This window comes from Bacillus sp. FF-1, from assembly GCF_028548245.1.
GTDB lineage: Bacteria > Bacillota > Bacilli > Bacillales > Bacillaceae_G > Bacillus_A > Bacillus_A paranthracis.
On sequence record NZ_JAQQGG010000002.1, the window covers coordinates 566,272 to 586,485 of the forward strand.

Annotated in this window: 24 protein-coding genes; 10 read left to right on the plus strand and 14 right to left on the minus strand. The window is 33.2% G+C overall.

What is annotated here, in order from left to right; translation table 11 throughout:
• Positions 1-215 precede the first annotated feature (215 nt).
• The gene (locus PQF83_RS08385; RefSeq protein WP_000501714.1) at positions 216-995 is read right to left on the minus strand and encodes a BC_2878 family exosporium-associated protein; all 780 of its coding nucleotides are present in this window, start codon (positions 993-995) and stop codon (positions 216-218) included.
• 237 nt (positions 996-1,232) lie between these two features.
• On the opposite strand from PQF83_RS08385, the gene PQF83_RS08390 reads away from it, so the two are divergent.
• The gene (locus tag PQF83_RS08390; protein ID WP_001062732.1) at positions 1,233-1,553 is read left to right on the plus strand and encodes a hypothetical protein; all 321 of its coding nucleotides are present in this window, start codon (positions 1,233-1,235) and stop codon (positions 1,551-1,553) included.
• Positions 1,554-1,607: 54 nt separating this feature from the next.
• On the opposite strand, the gene PQF83_RS08395 is transcribed toward PQF83_RS08390, so the two are convergent.
• From PQF83_RS08395 to PQF83_RS08415, 5 genes are all read right to left on the minus strand, one after another.
• Positions 1,608-3,143, minus strand: coding sequence for an MDR family MFS transporter (locus PQF83_RS08395; protein ID WP_000229604.1), 1,536 nt, complete (start codon positions 3,141-3,143; stop codon positions 1,608-1,610).
• A gap of 23 nt (positions 3,144-3,166) precedes the next feature.
• Positions 3,167-3,874 (minus strand): hypothetical protein, encoded by a 708-nt coding sequence (locus tag PQF83_RS08400; RefSeq protein ID WP_000400893.1) that lies wholly within the window; start codon positions 3,872-3,874, stop codon positions 3,167-3,169.
• Positions 3,875-3,892: 18 nt separating this feature from the next.
• A complete protein-coding gene (locus PQF83_RS08405) occupies positions 3,893-4,603 on the minus strand; it encodes a bactofilin family protein (protein ID WP_001258377.1) in 711 nt (236 codons plus the stop codon).
• 13 nt (positions 4,604-4,616) lie between these two features.
• Positions 4,617-5,240 (minus strand): YhbD family protein, encoded by a 624-nt coding sequence (locus PQF83_RS08410; protein ID WP_000102252.1) that lies wholly within the window; start codon positions 5,238-5,240, stop codon positions 4,617-4,619.
• 160 nt (positions 5,241-5,400) lie between these two features.
• Positions 5,401-7,137, minus strand: a complete 1,737-nt coding sequence (locus PQF83_RS08415; protein ID WP_000470221.1) for an SgrR family transcriptional regulator — start codon at positions 7,135-7,137, stop codon at positions 5,401-5,403.
• A 101-nt stretch (positions 7,138-7,238) separates the two neighbouring features.
• Between PQF83_RS08415 and PQF83_RS08420 the strand changes: the two genes are divergently transcribed.
• Positions 7,239-8,465: an MDR family MFS transporter gene (locus PQF83_RS08420; protein ID WP_001016137.1), complete on the plus strand. Its 1,227-nt coding sequence runs from the start codon at positions 7,239-7,241 to the stop codon at positions 8,463-8,465.
• 79 nt (positions 8,466-8,544) lie between these two features.
• On the opposite strand, the gene PQF83_RS08425 is transcribed toward PQF83_RS08420, so the two are convergent.
• The 8 genes from PQF83_RS08425 to PQF83_RS08460 form a co-directional block, all read right to left on the minus strand.
• A complete protein-coding gene (locus PQF83_RS08425) occupies positions 8,545-9,213 on the minus strand; it encodes a YjgB family protein (RefSeq protein ID WP_001267132.1) in 669 nt (222 codons plus the stop codon).
• 28 nt (positions 9,214-9,241) lie between these two features.
• Positions 9,242-10,087, minus strand: a complete 846-nt coding sequence (locus PQF83_RS08430; RefSeq protein ID WP_000609539.1) for a hypothetical protein — start codon at positions 10,085-10,087, stop codon at positions 9,242-9,244.
• A 99-nt stretch (positions 10,088-10,186) separates the two neighbouring features.
• Positions 10,187-10,582: a hypothetical protein gene (locus tag PQF83_RS08435; protein WP_000847587.1), complete on the minus strand. Its 396-nt coding sequence runs from the start codon at positions 10,580-10,582 to the stop codon at positions 10,187-10,189.
• Between the two features lie 77 nt (positions 10,583-10,659).
• A complete protein-coding gene (locus tag PQF83_RS08440; protein WP_000638307.1) occupies positions 10,660-10,902 on the minus strand; it encodes a GlsB/YeaQ/YmgE family stress response membrane protein in 243 nt (80 codons plus the stop codon).
• Positions 10,903-11,081: 179 nt separating this feature from the next.
• The gene (locus PQF83_RS08445; protein ID WP_000029504.1) at positions 11,082-12,047 is read right to left on the minus strand and encodes a nucleoside hydrolase; all 966 of its coding nucleotides are present in this window, start codon (positions 12,045-12,047) and stop codon (positions 11,082-11,084) included.
• A 77-nt stretch (positions 12,048-12,124) separates the two neighbouring features.
• On the minus strand, positions 12,125-12,313 hold the full coding sequence (locus PQF83_RS08450; RefSeq protein ID WP_000621882.1) for a YvzF family protein: 189 nt from the start codon (positions 12,311-12,313) through the stop codon (positions 12,125-12,127).
• Between the two features lie 70 nt (positions 12,314-12,383).
• Complete coding sequence (locus PQF83_RS08455) at positions 12,384-13,169, minus strand: class I SAM-dependent methyltransferase (protein ID WP_000031335.1); 786 nt, start codon at positions 13,167-13,169, stop codon at positions 12,384-12,386.
• Between the two features lie 196 nt (positions 13,170-13,365).
• Positions 13,366-13,734, minus strand: coding sequence for a hypothetical protein (locus PQF83_RS08460; RefSeq protein WP_000067104.1), 369 nt, complete (start codon positions 13,732-13,734; stop codon positions 13,366-13,368).
• A gap of 478 nt (positions 13,735-14,212) precedes the next feature.
• Between PQF83_RS08460 and PQF83_RS08465 the strand changes: the two genes are divergently transcribed.
• The 8 genes from PQF83_RS08465 to coaW all read left to right on the plus strand — a co-directional run bounded on the left by PQF83_RS08465 (position 14,213) and on the right by coaW (position 20,214).
• Complete coding sequence (locus PQF83_RS08465; RefSeq protein ID WP_073541767.1) at positions 14,213-14,365, plus strand: YqbF domain-containing protein; 153 nt, start codon at positions 14,213-14,215, stop codon at positions 14,363-14,365.
• A 155-nt stretch (positions 14,366-14,520) separates the two neighbouring features.
• Positions 14,521-14,955, plus strand: coding sequence for an exosporium protein ExsC (gene exsC / locus PQF83_RS08470; RefSeq protein ID WP_000148804.1), 435 nt, complete (start codon positions 14,521-14,523; stop codon positions 14,953-14,955).
• 304 nt (positions 14,956-15,259) lie between these two features.
• Positions 15,260-16,462: an MFS transporter gene (locus PQF83_RS08475; protein ID WP_000269249.1), complete on the plus strand. Its 1,203-nt coding sequence runs from the start codon at positions 15,260-15,262 to the stop codon at positions 16,460-16,462.
• Between the two features lie 161 nt (positions 16,463-16,623).
• Positions 16,624-16,923 carry a hypothetical protein gene (locus tag PQF83_RS08480; RefSeq protein WP_001279503.1) on the plus strand — a complete coding sequence of 100 codons (300 nt, stop codon included), beginning with the start codon at positions 16,624-16,626 and terminating at the stop codon, positions 16,921-16,923.
• A 170-nt stretch (positions 16,924-17,093) separates the two neighbouring features.
• Positions 17,094-17,456: a hypothetical protein gene (locus PQF83_RS08485; protein ID WP_000722317.1), complete on the plus strand. Its 363-nt coding sequence runs from the start codon at positions 17,094-17,096 to the stop codon at positions 17,454-17,456.
• A gap of 180 nt (positions 17,457-17,636) precedes the next feature.
• On the plus strand, positions 17,637-18,836 hold the full coding sequence (locus PQF83_RS08490; RefSeq protein ID WP_000222673.1) for an LL-diaminopimelate aminotransferase: 1,200 nt from the start codon (positions 17,637-17,639) through the stop codon (positions 18,834-18,836).
• 55 nt (positions 18,837-18,891) lie between these two features.
• A complete protein-coding gene (locus PQF83_RS08495) occupies positions 18,892-19,290 on the plus strand; it encodes a 3-hydroxyacyl-ACP dehydratase FabZ family protein (protein WP_000547657.1) in 399 nt (132 codons plus the stop codon).
• Positions 19,291-19,383: 93 nt separating this feature from the next.
• Complete coding sequence (gene coaW / locus PQF83_RS08500; protein WP_000446244.1) at positions 19,384-20,214, plus strand: type II pantothenate kinase; 831 nt, start codon at positions 19,384-19,386, stop codon at positions 20,212-20,214.

Here is a 20,214-nt window from a genome sequence, read left to right on the forward strand (position 1 = left end):
CTACTCTTTTCTACATATAAGCAAACGTCTACTACATTCCATATAATTATAAATTATTCATAAATATAAAATTATTATAACATTTAATCAAAAAGTAAATGACTTTCTAGTGTATAGGTTTACAGATAATATACTTAATAAAAATTCACAATCTATAATCTTTTATTATGTAAAAACCCTTAACATTAGTTTAAGGGTTCATTTAAAAATATATGTTATAACTCCTTCTTATAAACAAATGATTCTCTTCCTCCGTTTTTATATACTTTAGTCACTTTAACAACTGATGTGTACGTATTATCGTCATTTGATATTATCTTTTTCATCTCTTCTATTTCAGCATTACCAGTTCCACTCTCTATCCTCAAACAATTCGAAATGTTGAGGTATCCACTCGATGCGAAAAGAATAATAAACGTAAGATCAGGGAAATTAATGAACAGTATTCCAAACTTTAAAGGATTCGTAGCCGTATCAGATAATACTAGTCGGAAACTTAATGAATCAGGTACTTGAACAAAATCTTTAGAAACAATTGCTTCACCTATTATAGTAATTTGTTTTACTACATTTCCCATCTCATCTATAAACCCAGTACAACTAGGCGCATCAATTGTTTTTGCTTGAAGTGATAAATTCAATTCTGAATTGTGAAAGTCAAAAAAGAGTGTGCTTCCCTCTGTTAAACATTGCGGACAAACGTTTCCAAGTAGACTGAAATCCTCTTCAATAAATTTGACTTTCGTTTTACAACTACAAACTTTTCCTATTCGAATTGCATCAATCTTAGAGCAATCTACAAAAATAACCTCATCGTCCTCTTGTACGAAGGATACGACACCATTCTTCTTATTAAATGAAAGAAAATAAGATACAACAATTTCATTTCCGGCAATTACAATACTCTCAACTTTTGTAAAAGGCTCTAGACTTCGCAAAAATTCACAAATACTATTTTGACAACATCGATCATTTCGTTTTGGCTCACAACCCACTTACACTCCATCCCTTCTCTATATGTTTTATCTCATACACATAATATGAGGGGGATATGAGAAAAGCTTGGACAATATAACTTTAACGCAGGAATATATTTGCCTACTTATCGCATTAAAAATGAGTACTAACACATAAATTTCCCTATAAATACATATAACAATTTCATCTTTCATGAAAAAAACGTTATAATGAAGTGTAGCCTCTACGATTACGTTATAAAGGAGATTAAAACAATGGCTAAAATTAAAGTATACCAAGCAAAAGAAGAAAATATGGAAGCAGTAAAAAACATCATTGATGTTGAAGAACAAAATCCAACTGCTGAAAACTTACAAAATCTATACGCATGTGTATTAGATACTGAAGATATGGCATTGCCTGAATCATACATTGAAGAAGATATCTTAATTGATTCTATTGAAGTTATGGTTAACGCTTCTCAAAGCAAAATAAGAGACTTAGGTGCTTACGATGTAATCGAAGTTCAAAACAAAGGTAAGAAAACACAAATTTTATTATTAGCAGACGAAGAATACGAAATCATCGAAGGCTAATCTAAATCCGTACATACGAAAAAGCTCCTTTCCAATTGGAAGGGAGCTTTTTCATTACGCTTTTGATGTTTCGCTCTTTTTATTCTTTTGTTGTTTTTTAATTACCATGCGCTCATTTCCCATAAAGAAAATAAATATGAATGCTAAACCAGCTGGTACCAATGCCCACATAAATGTTTGGACAATTGAGCTAGAAAGAGCATCAATAATTTTATCTAATATTTGCGGTGGAATTTGAGATCTTGCCGATTCTGATAAAATAGCTCTTGAATCTCCTAAAGCGTTTGTATTCATTCCCCCGTTCATACCTTTAAATGCTTCTTCTAATTGATCTTGGAAACCTGTTCTTTGGATCATTCCGAAGATTGTAATACCAAGCGTCATGCCTAATGAACGAATGAAGTTACTCGTTGAAGTCGCAGACCCTCGCTGTTCCATACCAAAGTTGTGGATAGCCGCCATACTTAGTACAGAGAATGAGAAACCAACTCCAAATCCAATAATAATCATATACACTGTTAATAATACACGACTTGTTTCTGACGTTAATGTGCTTAATAAAAATAGTCCAATTAGCATAATAACAGCAGAAATAATCATAATGTTTCGGTAGCTAAGCTTCGTCGTTAAAAACCCACCTAATTGCGCTGTTACAACTGATCCTAACATCATCGGTAATAGTAATAACCCTGAGTTTGTTGCGGTACCTCCGTATACACCTTGAATGAATAACGGAATATATACAGTTGCTGACATAAACGCAGCACCATAACATAAAGCAATAATGGTACTCATTCCGAATAAACGCTGCTTAAACATCTCAAATGATATGATTGGCTCTTCTACTTTTCGTTCAATAAAAATAAATGCAATAATTAAAATAGCGAATCCACCAAATAAACTTAAAATAAAGCTAGAATCCCAATCATATTTTTGTCCGCCAAGTTCAAGTGCAAACATTAAAGAAACTACTGCACCAACTAAAGTAATTGCGCCAAACCAATCAATTTTTTGTTTTCTATGAACTCGTGATTCTTTATAAAAGAATGTAATAAAAATAAGTGCTAAAATACCAAGCGGTAAGTTAATGTAAAATACCCAGTGCCAACTAATATAATCTGTAATATATGCGCCAAGTAATGGCCCGAAAATACTTGACAATCCAAATACTGCTCCGAATAAACCACCCATTTTCCCGCGCTTTTCAGGAGGGAAAATATCAAACACGATAGTAAATGCAATCGGTACTAATGCCCCGCCGCCAATACCTTGAATCGCACGATAAATGCCTAACTGTGTAATGTTTTCAGCAGTACCACAAAGTGCCGAACCAATCATAAAGACGATTAAACCAAAAATAAAGAATCTCTTTCTACCATACATATCTGATAGTTTACCGAATATCGGCATACCTGCCATTTCTGCGACCATATAGGCAGAAACGACCCATACAAAGTTTTCAAGACCTCCTAAGTCACCAACGATCGTTCCCATCGCTGTTACGACAATGGTATTATCCATTGATGCCATTAAAATACCTAGCAATAAGCCCGCCACAATAAAGCCGAGCTTATTATTCTTCTCAACCATAACCTTGCTCTCCCTCATACTACTTATATTTGTTTATGTTCTTTTACGACTGTATTACCCTTTTGATTAAAACTAGTATGATATTCTACAACACTAATTTCACACCCAGGGCCAATTGTAACGTTGTTTCCTCTCACTATGTCAGCAATCGTATGTTCTAAATAAATATCATCTCCTTCAACAATTGAAGTTTGAAGGTTTCCAACATGACTAATAAAAGGAAGAAATCTCGCTTTTTTACGAATCGTAATTTTTTTACCACCAATTTCTCTTACCTTACTTCCTTCATAACGAAGTGAGATTTGAATATTTTCAGCATTAAGTAATCCATCACTTTCAAGACCACCAGTTAATGATAAATTTTCTACTTCAATATTTCCCCTCACATTTAAAGCACCTTTTACATCGACAAAATCACCTGAAAACTTCCCAGCAATATCTATCATACCTCTAACTTTTGTTTTTTCAATATGTGCATCACCATGCATTTTTGTATTACCATATACTTTTACATATTCTGCATCGACATTTCCTTGTACTTCACTATCTCCATACACAACATAATTTTTTACTTTCATATTCCCCCGTACATCACTCGTGCCGTACGTTTTAAATTCATTACAGCTCATATCATTAGAAATCGTTCCTTCACCGCGAATCTTCACTTTATTATAATCTCCGCCTGCTGAATTACCGGAACCATTTACTGTGAGACTATGTGGATGTTCCATATTACTTTCTCCTTCCCATTAAACCTGCTTAATTTCTTTTACATTTGCGCTTTTATCAACAGTAAGAACACCTGTATATTCAATGAGTTCAATCTCACAGTTCGGTCCTACTGTAATATTGTTTCCTCTTACCGTTCTTATGTGAGCATAATCAATATCAATATTGTCACCTTCTAATAGTTCAGCTTCTAACTGCAAGCCAAATACTGTTTTAAATAGCCTACTTAATGTACCTGATCTATGTCTTACTTTAATCGTTTGACCACCAATTTCTTTCGCGCGACATGTACCGTGAATATTAATATTTATTTCATCAGCGCTTAATAATCCGCCAATTGTAAATTGCCCTTCTGAAGAAAAAGTATCCACTTCACAATTACCGTCAATTGTTGCTTGACCATTGACTTTAAATTCTTCACCTGTGACATTTCCGCCTATCGTACCTTTTCCTGCAATTTTCAAACTGTTTGCCTTTACATTTTGCGTAATTGTAGCTTTCCCATCAATCCGCATCGTTTCAGCATGAACTGTGCCATCGACTTTACCAGATCCGCTAATTCGTGCACTGTTACTTTTCAAATCGCCAGTAACTGCTCCGTAACCGTTACATTCAAATTGCTCACATTCGACATTTCCATTCACAGTTCCTTTTCCGTTTAATTGCACTTTATGAAACTCACCGCCATTCGATGAACCGTAACCATTTATAATCAAATTATCTGTACGCATACTTTCTCCTCCATTACAACAATTTAGTTTTTAATGCTTCGGTATGTTTCATAATCGCTTCGCGTAAAACGATTTTGGTGCCTTTTTCAAAAATTAAGTCGTCCACGTTTGAAACTAATAAACATGTAGAAATACCTAACTTTCGGATAATGATTAAGTCACACGTTTTATGTTTCATTGCTTCATAATTTTCACGTAAAACTTGCAAGACCATTTTTCCTTCTTCTAAACTAATCTCTCCCGATTGTAGTAATTCTTCTAACATGTACACATAAAGAATATCTACAAATTGAAACTCTGCTGTTTTATTCGTTTGTTCTATGAAAAATTGTAAAACTGGTTCTGATGCAATCCCTTTACGTAAAACGTCTTCCTTTGTTAAAAGAATTTCTCTCACACTCGGTGAGAACATATTCGCTAGTTCATCAAGTGATAGATCCTCTTTCATCGTTTGGATTTTATCAATTCGCTCTAAAATCTTTTCTTTCGGAAAAAATGTCTCCTGACCCGTGAATGTAGACTTTCGTACAAACCAATCTTCCGGTATTAAATTTTTTCTTTTCCACCTATATAACTGTCCATATGAAATACCAGTAAGTTCTAATAAATCTTTTTTTGAAATTAAATCTGTACTCAACTGTATAACACTCCTTCCTGATAACAATGTAACATAACACTGTTACGCTGTAAATAGACTTTTATCACAAGTAGCGTAACAATGTGTAAAACAATCCTGTTTCACACAAAAAAAATAGGGTTCTCACGCATCTTATAAAATGCGTAAAAACCCTTATATATCAACATGTAAACCATATTTCATAAAAATCAATCCACCCTTGTGAATTAATCATTATATTTTGTACTTTTTCATGAGAAGTTACTTGTTGTTTGTTACGGTATAAAGGAATAACTTGAACTTGACGTAACAATGTCTCCTCAATATCGCGTAACAGTGTAACTCTTTCCTCTACTTGTTCTTGTTTAAAATAAGGGGACAATAATTTATGAAAATCCACGCTGCTTTGCCCATGAATAAAACTGTTTTTTGTAAGAAACATATATAACAAACTATCTTCTATTCGTTCGCTAATTGTTGCGCTATCATGCATCATATCAGCCTTTTGTATCGTACTAATTTCTAAAAGATCTTCTATTTCAAGAAAATTGGTTTCTACACGAATCCCGTACTTCGCACACTCTTTTTGTATCCATTGTGCATCTTCAACGTGATCTCGTCCTGTAAATGTGTATAGTTGTAGCACTTCACTATGATACGTACTCCTTTTAATTAAACTTTGGATATCTTCGTCAATATCTACTATACTTTCATTTGCTAATATTAGTTTCTTTGCCACTTCTCCACGTTCTCCGCCGAGTTCTTGAACGATTTTATCACCATGAATAATTTTGTATAGCGCTTTTCGAAACAGCTCATCTTGCATTGGCCCTTTTTTTACAAGATTACACGTTACATATGTCACATTCGATTCAAGCCGTGAAAGTTCTTTATTAAGATTTTCTTTATCTTTATACTGTGCCTTTACTAATACGTCATATGTATTTACATTTTGCTCTACATTCAATAGTTCAATTCGGTCAAGAAAAGGTCTTTCACGATAATATAAATCATGTACTTCTAATGCAAATAAATGTGTATTCTTCTCTTGTAATATAAAAGGTCCTGTACCTATGAAGTTTCCCGCTTCATCTTCCTTTACGATAGAACATTGTTCTGCACTTAGCATATGTAAAAACATCCTATTTTCCGTATGTAATTGAATTTCAACAACAAATTCATCCACTGCACGGAAACTTTCAACATGTTGTAACATCCATGCATGTGGGTTGTTTTCAGCTTTCATAAATCGTTTTAATGAATGTATGACATGATGTGCAGTAAGTCGTTTCCCATTATGAAGACGAACGCCTTTTCGTAAATAAAAAGTCCATACCTTTTCAGCATCATCATATTCCCATTGAAAAGCAAGCCTTGGTTCTATAGAGTTTGTTTCCTCATTTACATATACAAGTGTATCAAAAATATGTTTAACCATATGACATTCCGATCGCATCGTAGCGTAAACCGGATCTAAAGCGATATCTAGATTCATTTGTACTTGCAAACGAAGGACATCTCTTCTCCCTTCAGATGTCATTTCTATTTTATGACCAAATATTGAATCAATCCATGACTGATATTCACTCTGTACGGATGAAAATAGCGAGCTATAGCGTTCCACAAATTCGATTCCGCTCCTCACATCCCCTTTTTTCGTTATTTCTTTTCCCTTATCTAAAATTAATGACTTCGGATGCTTTCGAAATATTACTTTAGAACGCCTCCCTCTCCCTCGTCCTGGAAACCAAGCAATCCAATTTAACTCATCTAATTTTTTTATAATCAATTTACTATTACGTTCTGTACAAAATAATGTTTCGGATATATTTTGGACTGTTATTTCTAATTGTTCTCCTTCTTTTTTCCCTTTCCCATAGGCAACCCATAGTTCAATGTATTGATCTAAAATAAACATCATATTCCCCCTAAAAGGTGAAAAATACTCCCTATTCTTTTTACCCTTTTTCCATTTCTCCTTTCATCTTATCATTTCAATATAGAAAGGAGGAAATAATATTGAATCATCTCTTATTACGTTACAATAAACCAATCATCATTAGACTGTGCGGTGAATTATTAACTCGAACAACAGAATCCATGTTAGCTATCATTATGATTATTTACGTTAATAAGATGCTAAACGGCAATATTATGATGACTATGCTTATTTTCGGGTTACAACCGCTTTCGGACATTATATTTACACTTATTGCTGGAAGAGTGACTGATAAATATGGGCGAAAGAAAATTATGTTACTCGGCTTACTGCTGCAAGGCGTTGCAATCGGCAGCTTCATCTTTGCTCAATCCGTTTTTATATTTGCTTTGTTATATGTCATAAATGGGGTTGGCCGTTCCTTATATATTCCTGCTCAACGTGCACAAATAGCTGATTTAACAAAACAAAATCAGCAAGCAGAAATCTTCTCTCTTCTGCAAACGATGGGAGCAATAGGTACCCTAATCGGCCCTTTAATTGGTACTATTTTTTATAAGACTCACCCTGAATATGTATTTACAGTACAAAGCATTGCACTTATAGTATATGCAGTCGTTGTTTGGACGCAGCTTCCAGAAACCGCTCCGGCAATGACAACACCAACGCAAAAATTTGAAGTAACATCTCCAAAACAATTTGTACACAAACATTACGCAGTATTTGGACTTATGATTTCTACACTTCCTATTAGCTTTTTTTATGCACAAACTGAGACGAATTATCTTATTTTCGCGAAACATAATTTTCCGGATTTCGAACCCACACTCGTTTTTATTTCAACATGCAAAGCTATTATGGAAATCTTTCTGCAAGTTTTCCTCGTGAAATGGTCTGAAAGATTTTCTATGGCGAAAATTATTCTTATTTCTTACACATGCTATACAATAGCTGCAATTGGCTACGGGCTTTCAGCAACAATCGCGTCACTATTTTTTACATTACTCTTTTTAGTCATTGGTGGAAGCATCGCTTTAAACCATTTACTTCGATTTGTTTCAGAAATCGCCCCTACAGATAAACGTGGATTGTATTTTTCAATTTACGGGTTACATTGGGATATATCCCGAACGTGCGGTCCTGTACTTGGTGCCGTTTTATTAAGTAAACTAAACGGTAGCATGCTATTTTATATTTGTGCTTGTTTCTTAATAATTGGGGGCATTATTCAAGCTCTTTTTGTTCAAAATTTAGAGCGTAATAAAATAAAAAAAGACATTTCGGAGCATACTCCCCATGTTTTATAGGCTGCATTCCCCACCCTTTTAACAGTAAAAAGAAGGATGTCACAAAAGTCTCGATGACCTTTGTGACATCCTTTCTTTATTACCCTGCCATTTTATTAATACTATCCTCAGGCGAAAATACCGAAATATGATTTACCTTACCAGTCGATTTTGGAATGATGAATTTTAACTCAAACTGATTGTTTACTTTATATACATATATTTTATCTTCACCATTTCCTTTAACTGAGTTTGGTTTTCCTAATGCCTTTTCAATTTCTTGTAATGTAATTGATTTTAGTTCTGCATGATAGGAGCGTACATCAAAAACTTGTGATCCTTTATTAAAACCGAAGGAAACATTTTTATTTGTAAAAGTTGCGTACATTCCGTTTCCTGCTTGTTCTGTTTTATCTGCTTTCCCCCACGCTTTTTCTATTTCTTCAATATCTCCTGTATGCGCTGCGAACGGAACATTAGGTACTTTTCCTTCTTTCGCTAGTTCAAATAATTCTTTAACGTGGTTAATTGATTTTTGATTGATTACTGTATCTTTCGTGCTTGGATCTATCTTTGGTTTTGTTGACCCTGCCTTATTTGATTTTTCATCAGGCTCTTTCTTTTCTTCAGAAGTATTATTCTGTTCATTTTTACTATTTTCCGTTGTTGGATCTGTTTCCTTTTTTTCGTCCGTTCCTTTACATGCTACTAATGCAAAAATACATGTAAAAGCGAGAAATAACATACCTATCTTTACATACACTCTCATACATTTCAGCCCCCTATCATAATCTGATTCATTTCGATAACCAATCCATTACACCTCTTTTCAAATTGTGTTTGTTCCAAAAAGTAAATACTTCACTCTCGCCCAATGCTTGTGCAACATATTCTACAAAAGCTGTTCCTAAAAAATAACCGAGTCGGTTGTATCCAAAATATTGTCCGCCAGATAACCGAAACCACTCTTTCTCTTTTTCAAACGTCCATCCTTCTATATAATCTTTCAAAAAACGTTTCTTTATTTGTTCTTCATTTTCTATATAATATTGTAACCAACGTTCACCATCATCGTCATATGAGTAATACACGGATTCATTTAAACCTTTCACAATTTGCTTTGATACGTATGTTGCAACACCTTCACGATACAAATTAACTGCCGCATCGGTCCACTCAGCTTTCTCCCAATCCATTCCATTATTTTGTAACATAACATTATGATATATATGCCCTATTTCGTGAGCGACAATAACACGAAGGTGATTTAAATTTGGAGATAATTTTTCTGCGGCAAAAAACATATCTCCAATAATCTCTCTTTCTACAAATGCATTTGATCCAAATCCTCCAACAAATAAATGAAATTTCATTTTTACATCAAAGTTAAATTTATTATGATATGCATTTGTTACCTCTTGGATAATGATTGGTAATGTTTTAGTAATGATACGAATGTCTTCTATTTTTGCGGGATATTGTTTTATGGCATTAGAAAGACGTTCATTCGTATTAGGACAATGATACTTAAAGTATTCTTCAAATATCTCTGGATGCGAAGTGAAGTATTGATTGAGGACTGCTAATTCTACGTCGGTGCTTTCCCATAATTTTAAAAAACTTGGAATTGTATTGTTTATCATTTTTCCATCTCCTTATATATCCCTTCTCGCCATTTACACTGCACTCCTTCCTTAAATAGAAAAAAGCTGCCCAAAAAGGACAGCTTTACATATGTATTTTTACACTTCGATTGACTTACCATCTTCAACAATATGGTAAAGTAAGTGAGCTAAATGATGAATTGGACCATATTCTTCCTCTTCCTCATCCGTTTCGCCTTGGAATTCAAGATCATTTAAGTATAGTGCTAAAAATTGATAGTATAATTTTAAGTCAAATCCGTAACACGCAGTTGGCTCTTCATGATCTCCTTCATATTGTAGCATTAAGTATTGATCATTTCCTTCTGCATCTTCTGCGTCAAAGAATACGAAGAATCCAACGTTTGTATCTAAATCAAATAGATGACGAGTACCTTTTTCTGTCGCTTTATTGAAGTCCTCTTCACTTAATTTATGTACTGTTGTCGCTTTAGCATTATCTTCTTGATGAAAATTTACTGTAAATGTTTTCAATGCTGACACCTCCTGATTGTATAATACTAGCATAACATATAAAAAGGACTGCTTACAAATGTAAACAGTCCTTACATTCATTTTCGCATTGCTCGCAATAAGAAACTTACGATGAAGATTAAAATAATCGCACCAATTAAAGCTGGAATAATTGCATATCCGCCGATTACTGGGCCGAAACTACCAAGTAATTTCCCACCAATCCAAGAACCAATAATACCAGCAATAATATTACCAATTACACCGCCTGGTACATCCCTACCAGTAATTAAGCTAGCAAGCCACCCTAATATACCACCAACGATTAAAGACCAAATCATATGATAACCTCCTTTATATTTCACCAATCAAAATATAATTAGAAACAATTGCTTACCATTAGTTATGTTACATTTTTCATAAGTTATTCATGGAGCATAACTGTATTTTTTTGTAAAAATAATACATGTTAATTAACTTTTTAGACTAACGATTTATGCAGCTTGAGATATTACACTTATTATGGACAATCGGGCTTCAATATTGTCCGCATAAACTCTTCTTTAAATGCAGGATAATTAAAACCAACCGCAATTCTTTGTATCGGCCGATCATCAAACCTCGTCGGCTCAGCTATTTTTCTAAAGTCAGCCACACTTTGTCCTCTTGTTACGTCATTTGTCGTACTAATCCAAACTGCAGATTTTTTATATTCAAAAATATCATCATTTATAAATGAAATGAACGGAAGCAAATCGTGAATCGGACTTCCAGCAATACCCGGGTATTCTTTTTTATAAAAGTTCTCATAATAAAAATCAATCATTGGTTTAATAAGCTTTGCCTGCCCTGTTCCTTCTTTATTAATAATATCCACCATTTCAGGCGTAATTAGGGCCTGTTGCGTTACATTTAATGGATAAATAGTCGCATTCTTTGCGTACTTCATTACAATATTTGCAGCAATTGGATCTCCATAAAAATTTGCCTCCGATACAGGAGTAACGTTACCAGGAAATAAAAACGCACCGCCCATAATATAATACGAACATATTTTATCCATTACATTTGGATATAATAAAAATAATGTTGCCAACGTTGTTAATCGTCCTGTCGCTACGATAATAATATCTTCTGGACAAGGCTCAATTAATTTAATTAATTCACAAAAATTTTCTCGTTTACAAATCCTCATTTCAGGTGGAATAATGGGACCTAGGCCGTGCTCTCCATGAATTTCAGGAAAAAACAAAGGTTCTTCAGCTGTCATCGGTCTTGCTGCACCCTCAATGATTTTTACTTCTGTAGCATAGTATCTTTCTAAAAAATACACATTTTCTGTTACGATTTCTCGCGATACATTCCCATATTCAGCAACAATACCTAAAATATCTAATTTACATGTTTTATTTGCATAAATTAACGCCACAGCATCATCAATACCAAAGTCTCCAAAAAAGATGATTTTCTTATTAACTATACTCACCCCTCTTCAGCATTATCTACTATTATTAGTATGTAAAAAAGACAAGGCTGTGAAACGGTGCAAACTAAAAAAGCCGCCTATTTATTGGCGACTTCAATCTTTTTATAAGATAAATATGCTAGCACATTTTTACTTGAATCATACTTTGGATTATTCCCTTTTCTTGGTTCTCTCGTATGTGTTTTTTCAAATCCAGGAATATCCGGCATTTTCTCCATAAATTCAAGCATTTCTTCTTCAGTTCCTTCAATACGTACGCGAATCATTATTACATTTCCTCAATTCTCATTTTCTCTGTTACTAAGTATAACGTACTTTGGAAAGACTGCAAGAAATTTATCTTTTTAATGTTAAACTTTTTCTACATACAAACAATGCCATTTCAGTATAAAACGATATAATTTTATTATTTTCATATTGAATGTTAAAGAATTCTTGCATTTCAACTGATGTTTTCATCATACATTCTGTTAACTTCACCCGCTTCTGCAAAGGTACATTCATCATATCGCACCACCAGTCAAAATCAAATTTCTTGTCAAAAGTAAGACATGACTGCATTTGCAAACCATTTTTCTCTAATAAGGTAATCCATTCTGTTTTTTTCAAAGCCCGTTCATGACTCGGATCCCGCTTTTTTTCTATAAAATTATAAAATGTATCGTATTCATTATTTTCCGGTGAAACATTATCTATTAAAATAAACAATCCATTATCTTCTAACGTACGATTTACTTCATAAATAAACTGAGCTGGATTCGTAAAGTGATGTGCTGCAATTCGGCACGTAATTGTATCAAAAGAACTATCAGAAAACGGTAAACTCTCAGCGTTTCCAGCAACAAAAGACACATTTTCATGGCTGTTACTTATAATAAATTTTTTTGCATTCTCTAACATTTTTTCTGTTAAGTCTAAAGCAACTACTTCGTTAAACAATGGCGCTAATACATTTGCAACATGTCCTCCGCCAGTAGCAATATCAAGAAGACGATTATTATGACGAGACTCAACTTGTTGAACTACATATTGTAAATCCGGTCCTTTAGCATGAATTTTACTTTTTACATACTTCTCCGCATTATTACCAAACTGTTGTTTCACAAGCTCTTCTTTACTCATTTTATCATCTTCTTTCTATTGTTATTTACATATAGAATTCATATAATAATTAAAGTTCTCTTTATGTATTTTCAAATCCTCTTTTCAGCTCACTTCTTATCATGCTGTCCTATCATCAACATAAAATCGATTTTCCGTTTACATATAAAACAAAAAAGGCTACGGGAACTTGTCCCCTAACCTGACCAAATATCAATTACATTTTTACTTTTTCATATACATCTATATAATATAAATCCTCTTTCAAGTTCATAATAACGTCTACTTCGTTATAAGTAGCCTCACGAGCATGTAAACCAAATTGATCCATACCAATCCATATCCATCCAGGTGTATGATAGAGAACATCTATGTTAAAATACTCTAATTTAGTAAGCTCCGATTTAATAAATTTATCTTTATTAGCAATTTGTTTATCTATTAAACCATATTCTTTTCCATTTTCCAATAGCGATATAATTTTTCCTACAATCGGGTGTTCACGAACAATAAAGTGATATTCCTTTTCCTCCACATTCGCCACAATTAAACGAAAATCAGATAAATTAGCCTCTAAATTCGACATCTTTATTTATTCACCTCCTTTATGAGTTTCATAAACATAATAACAAATGAATATTCAAATAATATTAATATAATGTAAAAAATAAAAAAGCTGACTTCCCTTTAGAAATCAGCCTTTATAGTTTAATCATCTGTATACTTTTACAAACTATTATAATGTTTCTTTTTCCTCATCCTTTCCAGAAACTAAATTCCCAATAGCATCTGCTGTTACTTCCACCACAAATTCACAAATTCCTGCTACAACTTCTCCAATCACTTCATCCATCATTTTTACCCCCTTATTTTATGTAACTTATTTGTAGTATAGAAGAGATTGGTTATTTTTAACTATCGGAAAACGTGACAACAACATTACAGTTTTGTAAGCTTTTTAATTTGTTTCGCTTCTATACTTTGAAACTTCAAGTATGATTCACAAGCATATAGGTCATCATAATATTAAGTGAATACTAATTTTGCTAGAGGAGGCGTGTAAAATTTACTACGTAAAATTAATTAAAGGTCAATCCTTCTATGCTTTTAATCATCGTTTCTTAATGTCTGAAGAAGAAGAGGTTTCCGAGAAAGTTTATAATTACTTACGTCGTAATGAATTTTTCGAAGTACGCAAAGAAGAATATTCGGCCTAAGTACAAAAGCACCAAGAAAACCATCACTGTATTGTGATATTTTCTTGATGCTTTTTTGTGAATTACTCCTTTTCAACAATTAATGTCGACTCTATTATTTGTCCAAGCTATTTCATTGCTATTTTCATATTTTAGTATAAGAGGAGGTGACAAATATGACTCATATCATTGATTACCAAGCTACTCAACCTATAAGTAAAACGGGTGAAACCACTTTTGCAATTCCAGCTTCTCCAAATAAAGCAATTCTAGCAAATTTGAAAGTAAGAATTTCAAGTAGAAATTCACGTAATAATCGTGTAGAGTTAATCGCTACAATTGGTATAGAAGGTATATCTGGGACTTCACAAGTTTTATTCCGAATTTTCCGTGATAACTTTGAAATTTTCAATGCACAAGCAGGTATTGAATCTACAGATTCTGAGCAATTCTACACTCAAACATTTCAAGCTATAGATCAAAATGTTAGCAGTGGAACACACCAATATTCATTAACTGTAGAAAACCTTACTAGTGGTGCAAGCGCAGAAGTTGTTGGTCCTCTATCTTTTAGCGCTTTAGCTATTGGACAAGAGCGTAAATCCTGCTAAGTGAATCTAATGTTTAATTTTGCAATTGAGAAAAGCGAGACATAGTTATATGTTCTTGCTTTTTTATTTTTTTAATATTTATCCCTACTATTCATTATGTTTTAATCATTTAGTATTTACATTTTGATTTGCTTATTTTATCAATTAACGAATCGATTTTTTGACAAATCAAAAAAATTGAAATCCACTCATGAAACACGTAATATAGACTCTGACTCTAAAAAAGTTCGTTAAAAATAATACATAAAATAAGGAGGTTTTATATACGAGTTTTTCATTTTAAAAGACGGAGAGGTTTTATATTATGTGGCGTAATAAAAATGTTTGGATTGTTTTAATTGGGGAGTTTATTGCTGGTTTAGGGTTATGGCTTGGAATTCTTGGCAACCTGGAATTTATGCAAAAATATGTCCCTTCTGATTTCATGAAATCAGTTATATTGTTTATCGGGCTATTAGCAGGTGTTCTAGTGGGACCTATGGCTGGTCGTATCATCGATCAATATGAAAAGAAAAAAGTCCTTCTTTATGCTGGTTTTGGTCGTGTTATTAGTGTTATTTTTATGTTTTTCGCTATCCAATTTGAAAGTATCGCCTTTATGATTGCATTTATGGTTGCGCTTCAAATTTCAGCAGCATTTTATTTCCCTGCATTACAATCTGTAATTCCACTCATCGTACGTGAGCATGAGTTATTACAAATGAACGGTGTACATATGAATGTAGGTACAATCGCTCGTATTGCAGGTACTTCACTAGGTGGAATTCTTTTAGTTGTGATGAGTTTACAATATATGTACGCCTTCTCAATGGCAGCATATGCTTTATTATTCCTCTCAACTTTCTTCCTACAATTCGAAGATAAGAAATCAACAACACCTAGTAAGCAAGCGGCAAAAGATAATAGCTTTATGGAAGTATTTCGTATTTTAAGAGGAATTCCGATTGCTTTCACAGCACTTATATTAAGTATTATCCCTCTATTATTTATAGCTGGATTTAATTTAATGGTAATTAATATTAGCGAAATGCAACATGATCCAACGATTAAAGGCTTTATATATACGATTGAAGGTATCGCATTTATGTTAGGTGCCTTCGTTATTAAACGTTTATCTGATCATTTCAAACCTGAAAAGTTACTATATTTCTTCGCTGTTTGTACCGCTTTTGCACATCTATCATTGTTCTTTAGCGATATAAAATGGATGTCTCTTACATCATTTGGGTTGTTTGGTTTTAGTGTTGGTTGTTTCTTCCCTATTATGTCAACAATTTTCCAAACGAAAGTGGAAAAGAACTATCACGGCCGACTCTTCTCATTCCGTAATATGTTTGAGAGAGTGATGTTCCAAATTGTCTTACTTGGCACAGGCTTCTTCTTAGATACGATTGGATTGCAATATATGGTTCTTATTTTCGGTGTTATTTCATTATTCATTATCTTCATATCGCTATCTAAACAGAAACAGTATGAAAAACAACCTTCGCAATCTGCGAATTTATAACATAATTAAAGAAGCATGGATTTAGTAGTATTAAACTAATCCATGCTTCTTTGTTTTATATAATCTTATTTATTACGTTTATTGAAATTATTAAAAGGAGTAAACACTCTTACCTTCGAATACATTATATAAACTATTATCTACAACAAGGCGGTGTAGGAATGTCTGATGGTATGCAATTATTTATTATCTTTATTTTTGTAATAGTTATGTTTAGCATCCTAAACTTTTTAGCCATTTTCCTTTCTCAGCATAACTTTAAAAGAAGAATTGTCGCAGGTTTTATATTTTCACTACTGACTCCCCTTGTCTTTTTGACTACCACAGCATTCGCTTCTATATTTGATAAAGCTGGATTTGTCGCAGGTACATTAGCCTTTATTGTTGCAATTGTATATATTTTAAATGGAATTGTGATCCTACTTTCCTCTTTATTCTTCCTCAAAAGAAACATCACATAAACTATTGTACTCGGCATGAATCTGACTTTACACTAGATTCATGCTTTTTCAATCCCCCCTAAATTTTTATATGAAATTAAATAATTCTTTATAAAAATTTAAACTTTATTTATTACAATGTTCGTATCGTATTCGCACGTTTATTGAAAATGCAAAGAAAGGAGTACAAAATGAAAAAGATTCTATTACTTATTCCATTATTCATTATACTACTCAGTGGATGTAGCAATAATGACATATACGGCACTTGGGAAGTCGTTGACAACAAAAACGGTCTTTGTCCTATATCGTATAAATTTGAAACAGTTGTAAAAGAAGAAAAGAAAGAAAAAATCATTCAATATTTAGTAAAGATGCAAACAACGAAGAAAAAAGAAGATTTATACAAAGGCTCATTTGTTAAGGATTCTAATGTATATCACATTGATTATGGTAACTCATTTACATCAGATCAAACTTTAAAAGTTGTCGATGGCAAATTAAACGTATACTTTTATGCAGTGGAAAAATTATGTACATATAAAAAGAAATAATTACACTTCATATCAAACGCAGAAAATGTTTTCTGCGTTATTTTGTATTCCATCTCTTTATCCTCCCTCTAAATTTGTCAATCATTTTAATTTTCACAAAAAAGTGATAAAATGTAACCATGTGTTTTCAGAATAATTAAAAATGCAGAAAGAAAACACTGTTTTTTAGGAGGGGTTTTGATGACTTACACGTTAGCAACTAGAATGAAAGCATTCCAATCTTCTATATTTAGTGAATTAGGGGCCTATAAAAAAGAAAAAATTGCAGCAGGTCACAAAATGATCGATTTAAGTATCGGGAATCCTGATATGCCACCTGCTGATTTCGTAAGAGAAGAAATGGTACATACAGCAAATCAAAAAGAAAGCTATGGATACACATTAAGTGGTATTCAAGAATTTCACGAAGCTGTAACTGAATATTACAACAACACTCATAATGTTATATTAAATGCCGATAAAGAAGTTTTATTATTAATGGGGTCACAGGACGGACTCGTTCATTTACCTATGGTTTATGCGAATCCGGGAGATATTATATTAGTTCCTGATCCAGGATATACAGCTTATGAAACAGGAATTCAAATGGCTGGAGCAACATCTTACTACATGCCTTTAAAAAAAGAAAATGATTTCTTACCTAACTTAGAGCTAATTCCTGAAGAAATTGCAGATAAAGCGAAGATGATGATTTTAAACTTCCCAGGGAATCCGGTTCCAGCAATGGCTCATGAAGATTTCTTTAAAGAAGTAATCGCATTTGCGAAAAAGCATAACATTATTGTTGTCCATGATTTTGCTTATGCTGAATTTTATTTTGATGGTAATAAACCAATTAGCTTCCTCTCTGTACCTGGCGCTAAAGAAGTTGGCGTAGAAATCAACTCTTTGTCAAAAAGTTATAGTTTAGCAGGTAGTCGTATTGGATATATGATTGGAAATGAAGAAATTGTCGGGGCACTTACACAATTTAAATCTAATACAGATTACGGAGTGTTTTTACCAATCCAAAAAGCGGCATGTGTTGCACTAAGAAATGGCGCTGCTTTTTGTGAGAAAAACCGCGGTATTTATCAAGAACGTAGAGATACTTTAGTTGATGGATTCCGAACATTTGGCTGGAATGTTGATAAACCAGCTGGCAGTATGTTCGTCTGGGCCGAAATTCCAAAAGGCTGGACTTCTATAGACTTCGCTTATGCATTAATGGATCGTGCGAATGTCGTTGTTACGCCAGGTCATGCATTTGGACCTCACGGAGAAGGCTTTGTACGCATTGCACTCGTTCAAGATAAAGCAGTGTTACAACAAGTTGTTGAAAACATTAGAAATAGTGGCATTTTTTCTCTTGAAAAAGCAGAAGAATTAGTTAAAAATTAATGATAACTCCCCTGCTTAACTATAAGCAGGGGTATTATTCATTGGAGGTACTTAAATGCATATTAAAGACACTCTTCCTCATCGTTATCCATTTTTAATGATTGATAAAGTAACAAATGTAAAACAAGGTGAATCCGTTACAGGATATAAACTCATTACAAATAACGAATGGTTTATAAATGATAGTCAAAAACATATGCCTCATATGTTAATTGTAGAAGCACTTGCTCAGCTTAGTGCATTTGTACATACAAGTGATTCTAACGGACTAGGCTTCCTTTCCTCGTTAGATGGGGTTACGTTCCATGAAAAAGCATATCCCGGTGATAAACTTAATTTGCATTATGAGTTAACTCGCAATCGCCGAGGTTTTGTTCTCGGTAAAGGTACCGCAACCGTTAATAATCAACCGATTGTAACGATAGAAAAGCTATTAATATATCAAGCAGAATAAAAATCATGTAATTCAACGGGGGTGTCTATCTCCTAAAAATTCGTTTCATCAACATGAACAGAGTAAATAAATCACTTGGTTAGGAGCAGACAAATGGAAAGTACTATTGGTATCGATGCTGGAGGCACATTAACGAAAATTGCTTATTTGGATGAACAAAGACAATTAGCTTTTGAAAAATTTTATTCAAATGAACAAGATAAAATAATAGATTGGCTTAAGAAAAACACTGGTAAAAAGCAAATATGTATTACAGGTGGTAAAGCGAAAGAATTACAGCAACTACTTTCAAACTCATATAAAATAGTAGAACTAAATGAATTTGAAGCTACTCTTATAGGCGTCCGATACATTTTAAAAGAAGAGAAGTATGATATAAACAACTTTATTTTAACAAATATCGGTACAGGTACTTCTATTCATTACGTTTATAATGACCAATATATTCGAGCTGGCGGAACTGGTGTTGGCGGTGGTACTATCATGGGACTTTCAAAATTATTAACAAATCTAGATCATTTTGAAGATGTGATCCCTTTAACAAAAGTAGGAACTAGAAAAAAACTAGATATTACGGTTGGAGATATTTATGGTGGTATTCTCTCCCCTATTGATAATAGTTTAACTGCAAGCAATTTTGGTAAAGCCGCTATGACAGAATCAAATTATAATAGCTCAGATATACTTGCTACTGTACAAGGACTTGTCGGTGAAGTCGTTACTGCATTAAGCCTTCAATTCGCCGAAACAAAAAACATTGACCATATTATTTATATTGGTTCGACTCTATGTAATAACATACATCTTCAAAATATTATTAGTAGCTACACAAAATACCAAAATAAAACACCCATCTTTTTACGAGATGGTGGTAATAGCGGTGCGATTGGTGCTTTACTTTATGCTACGAATAAAAAAAGCTGA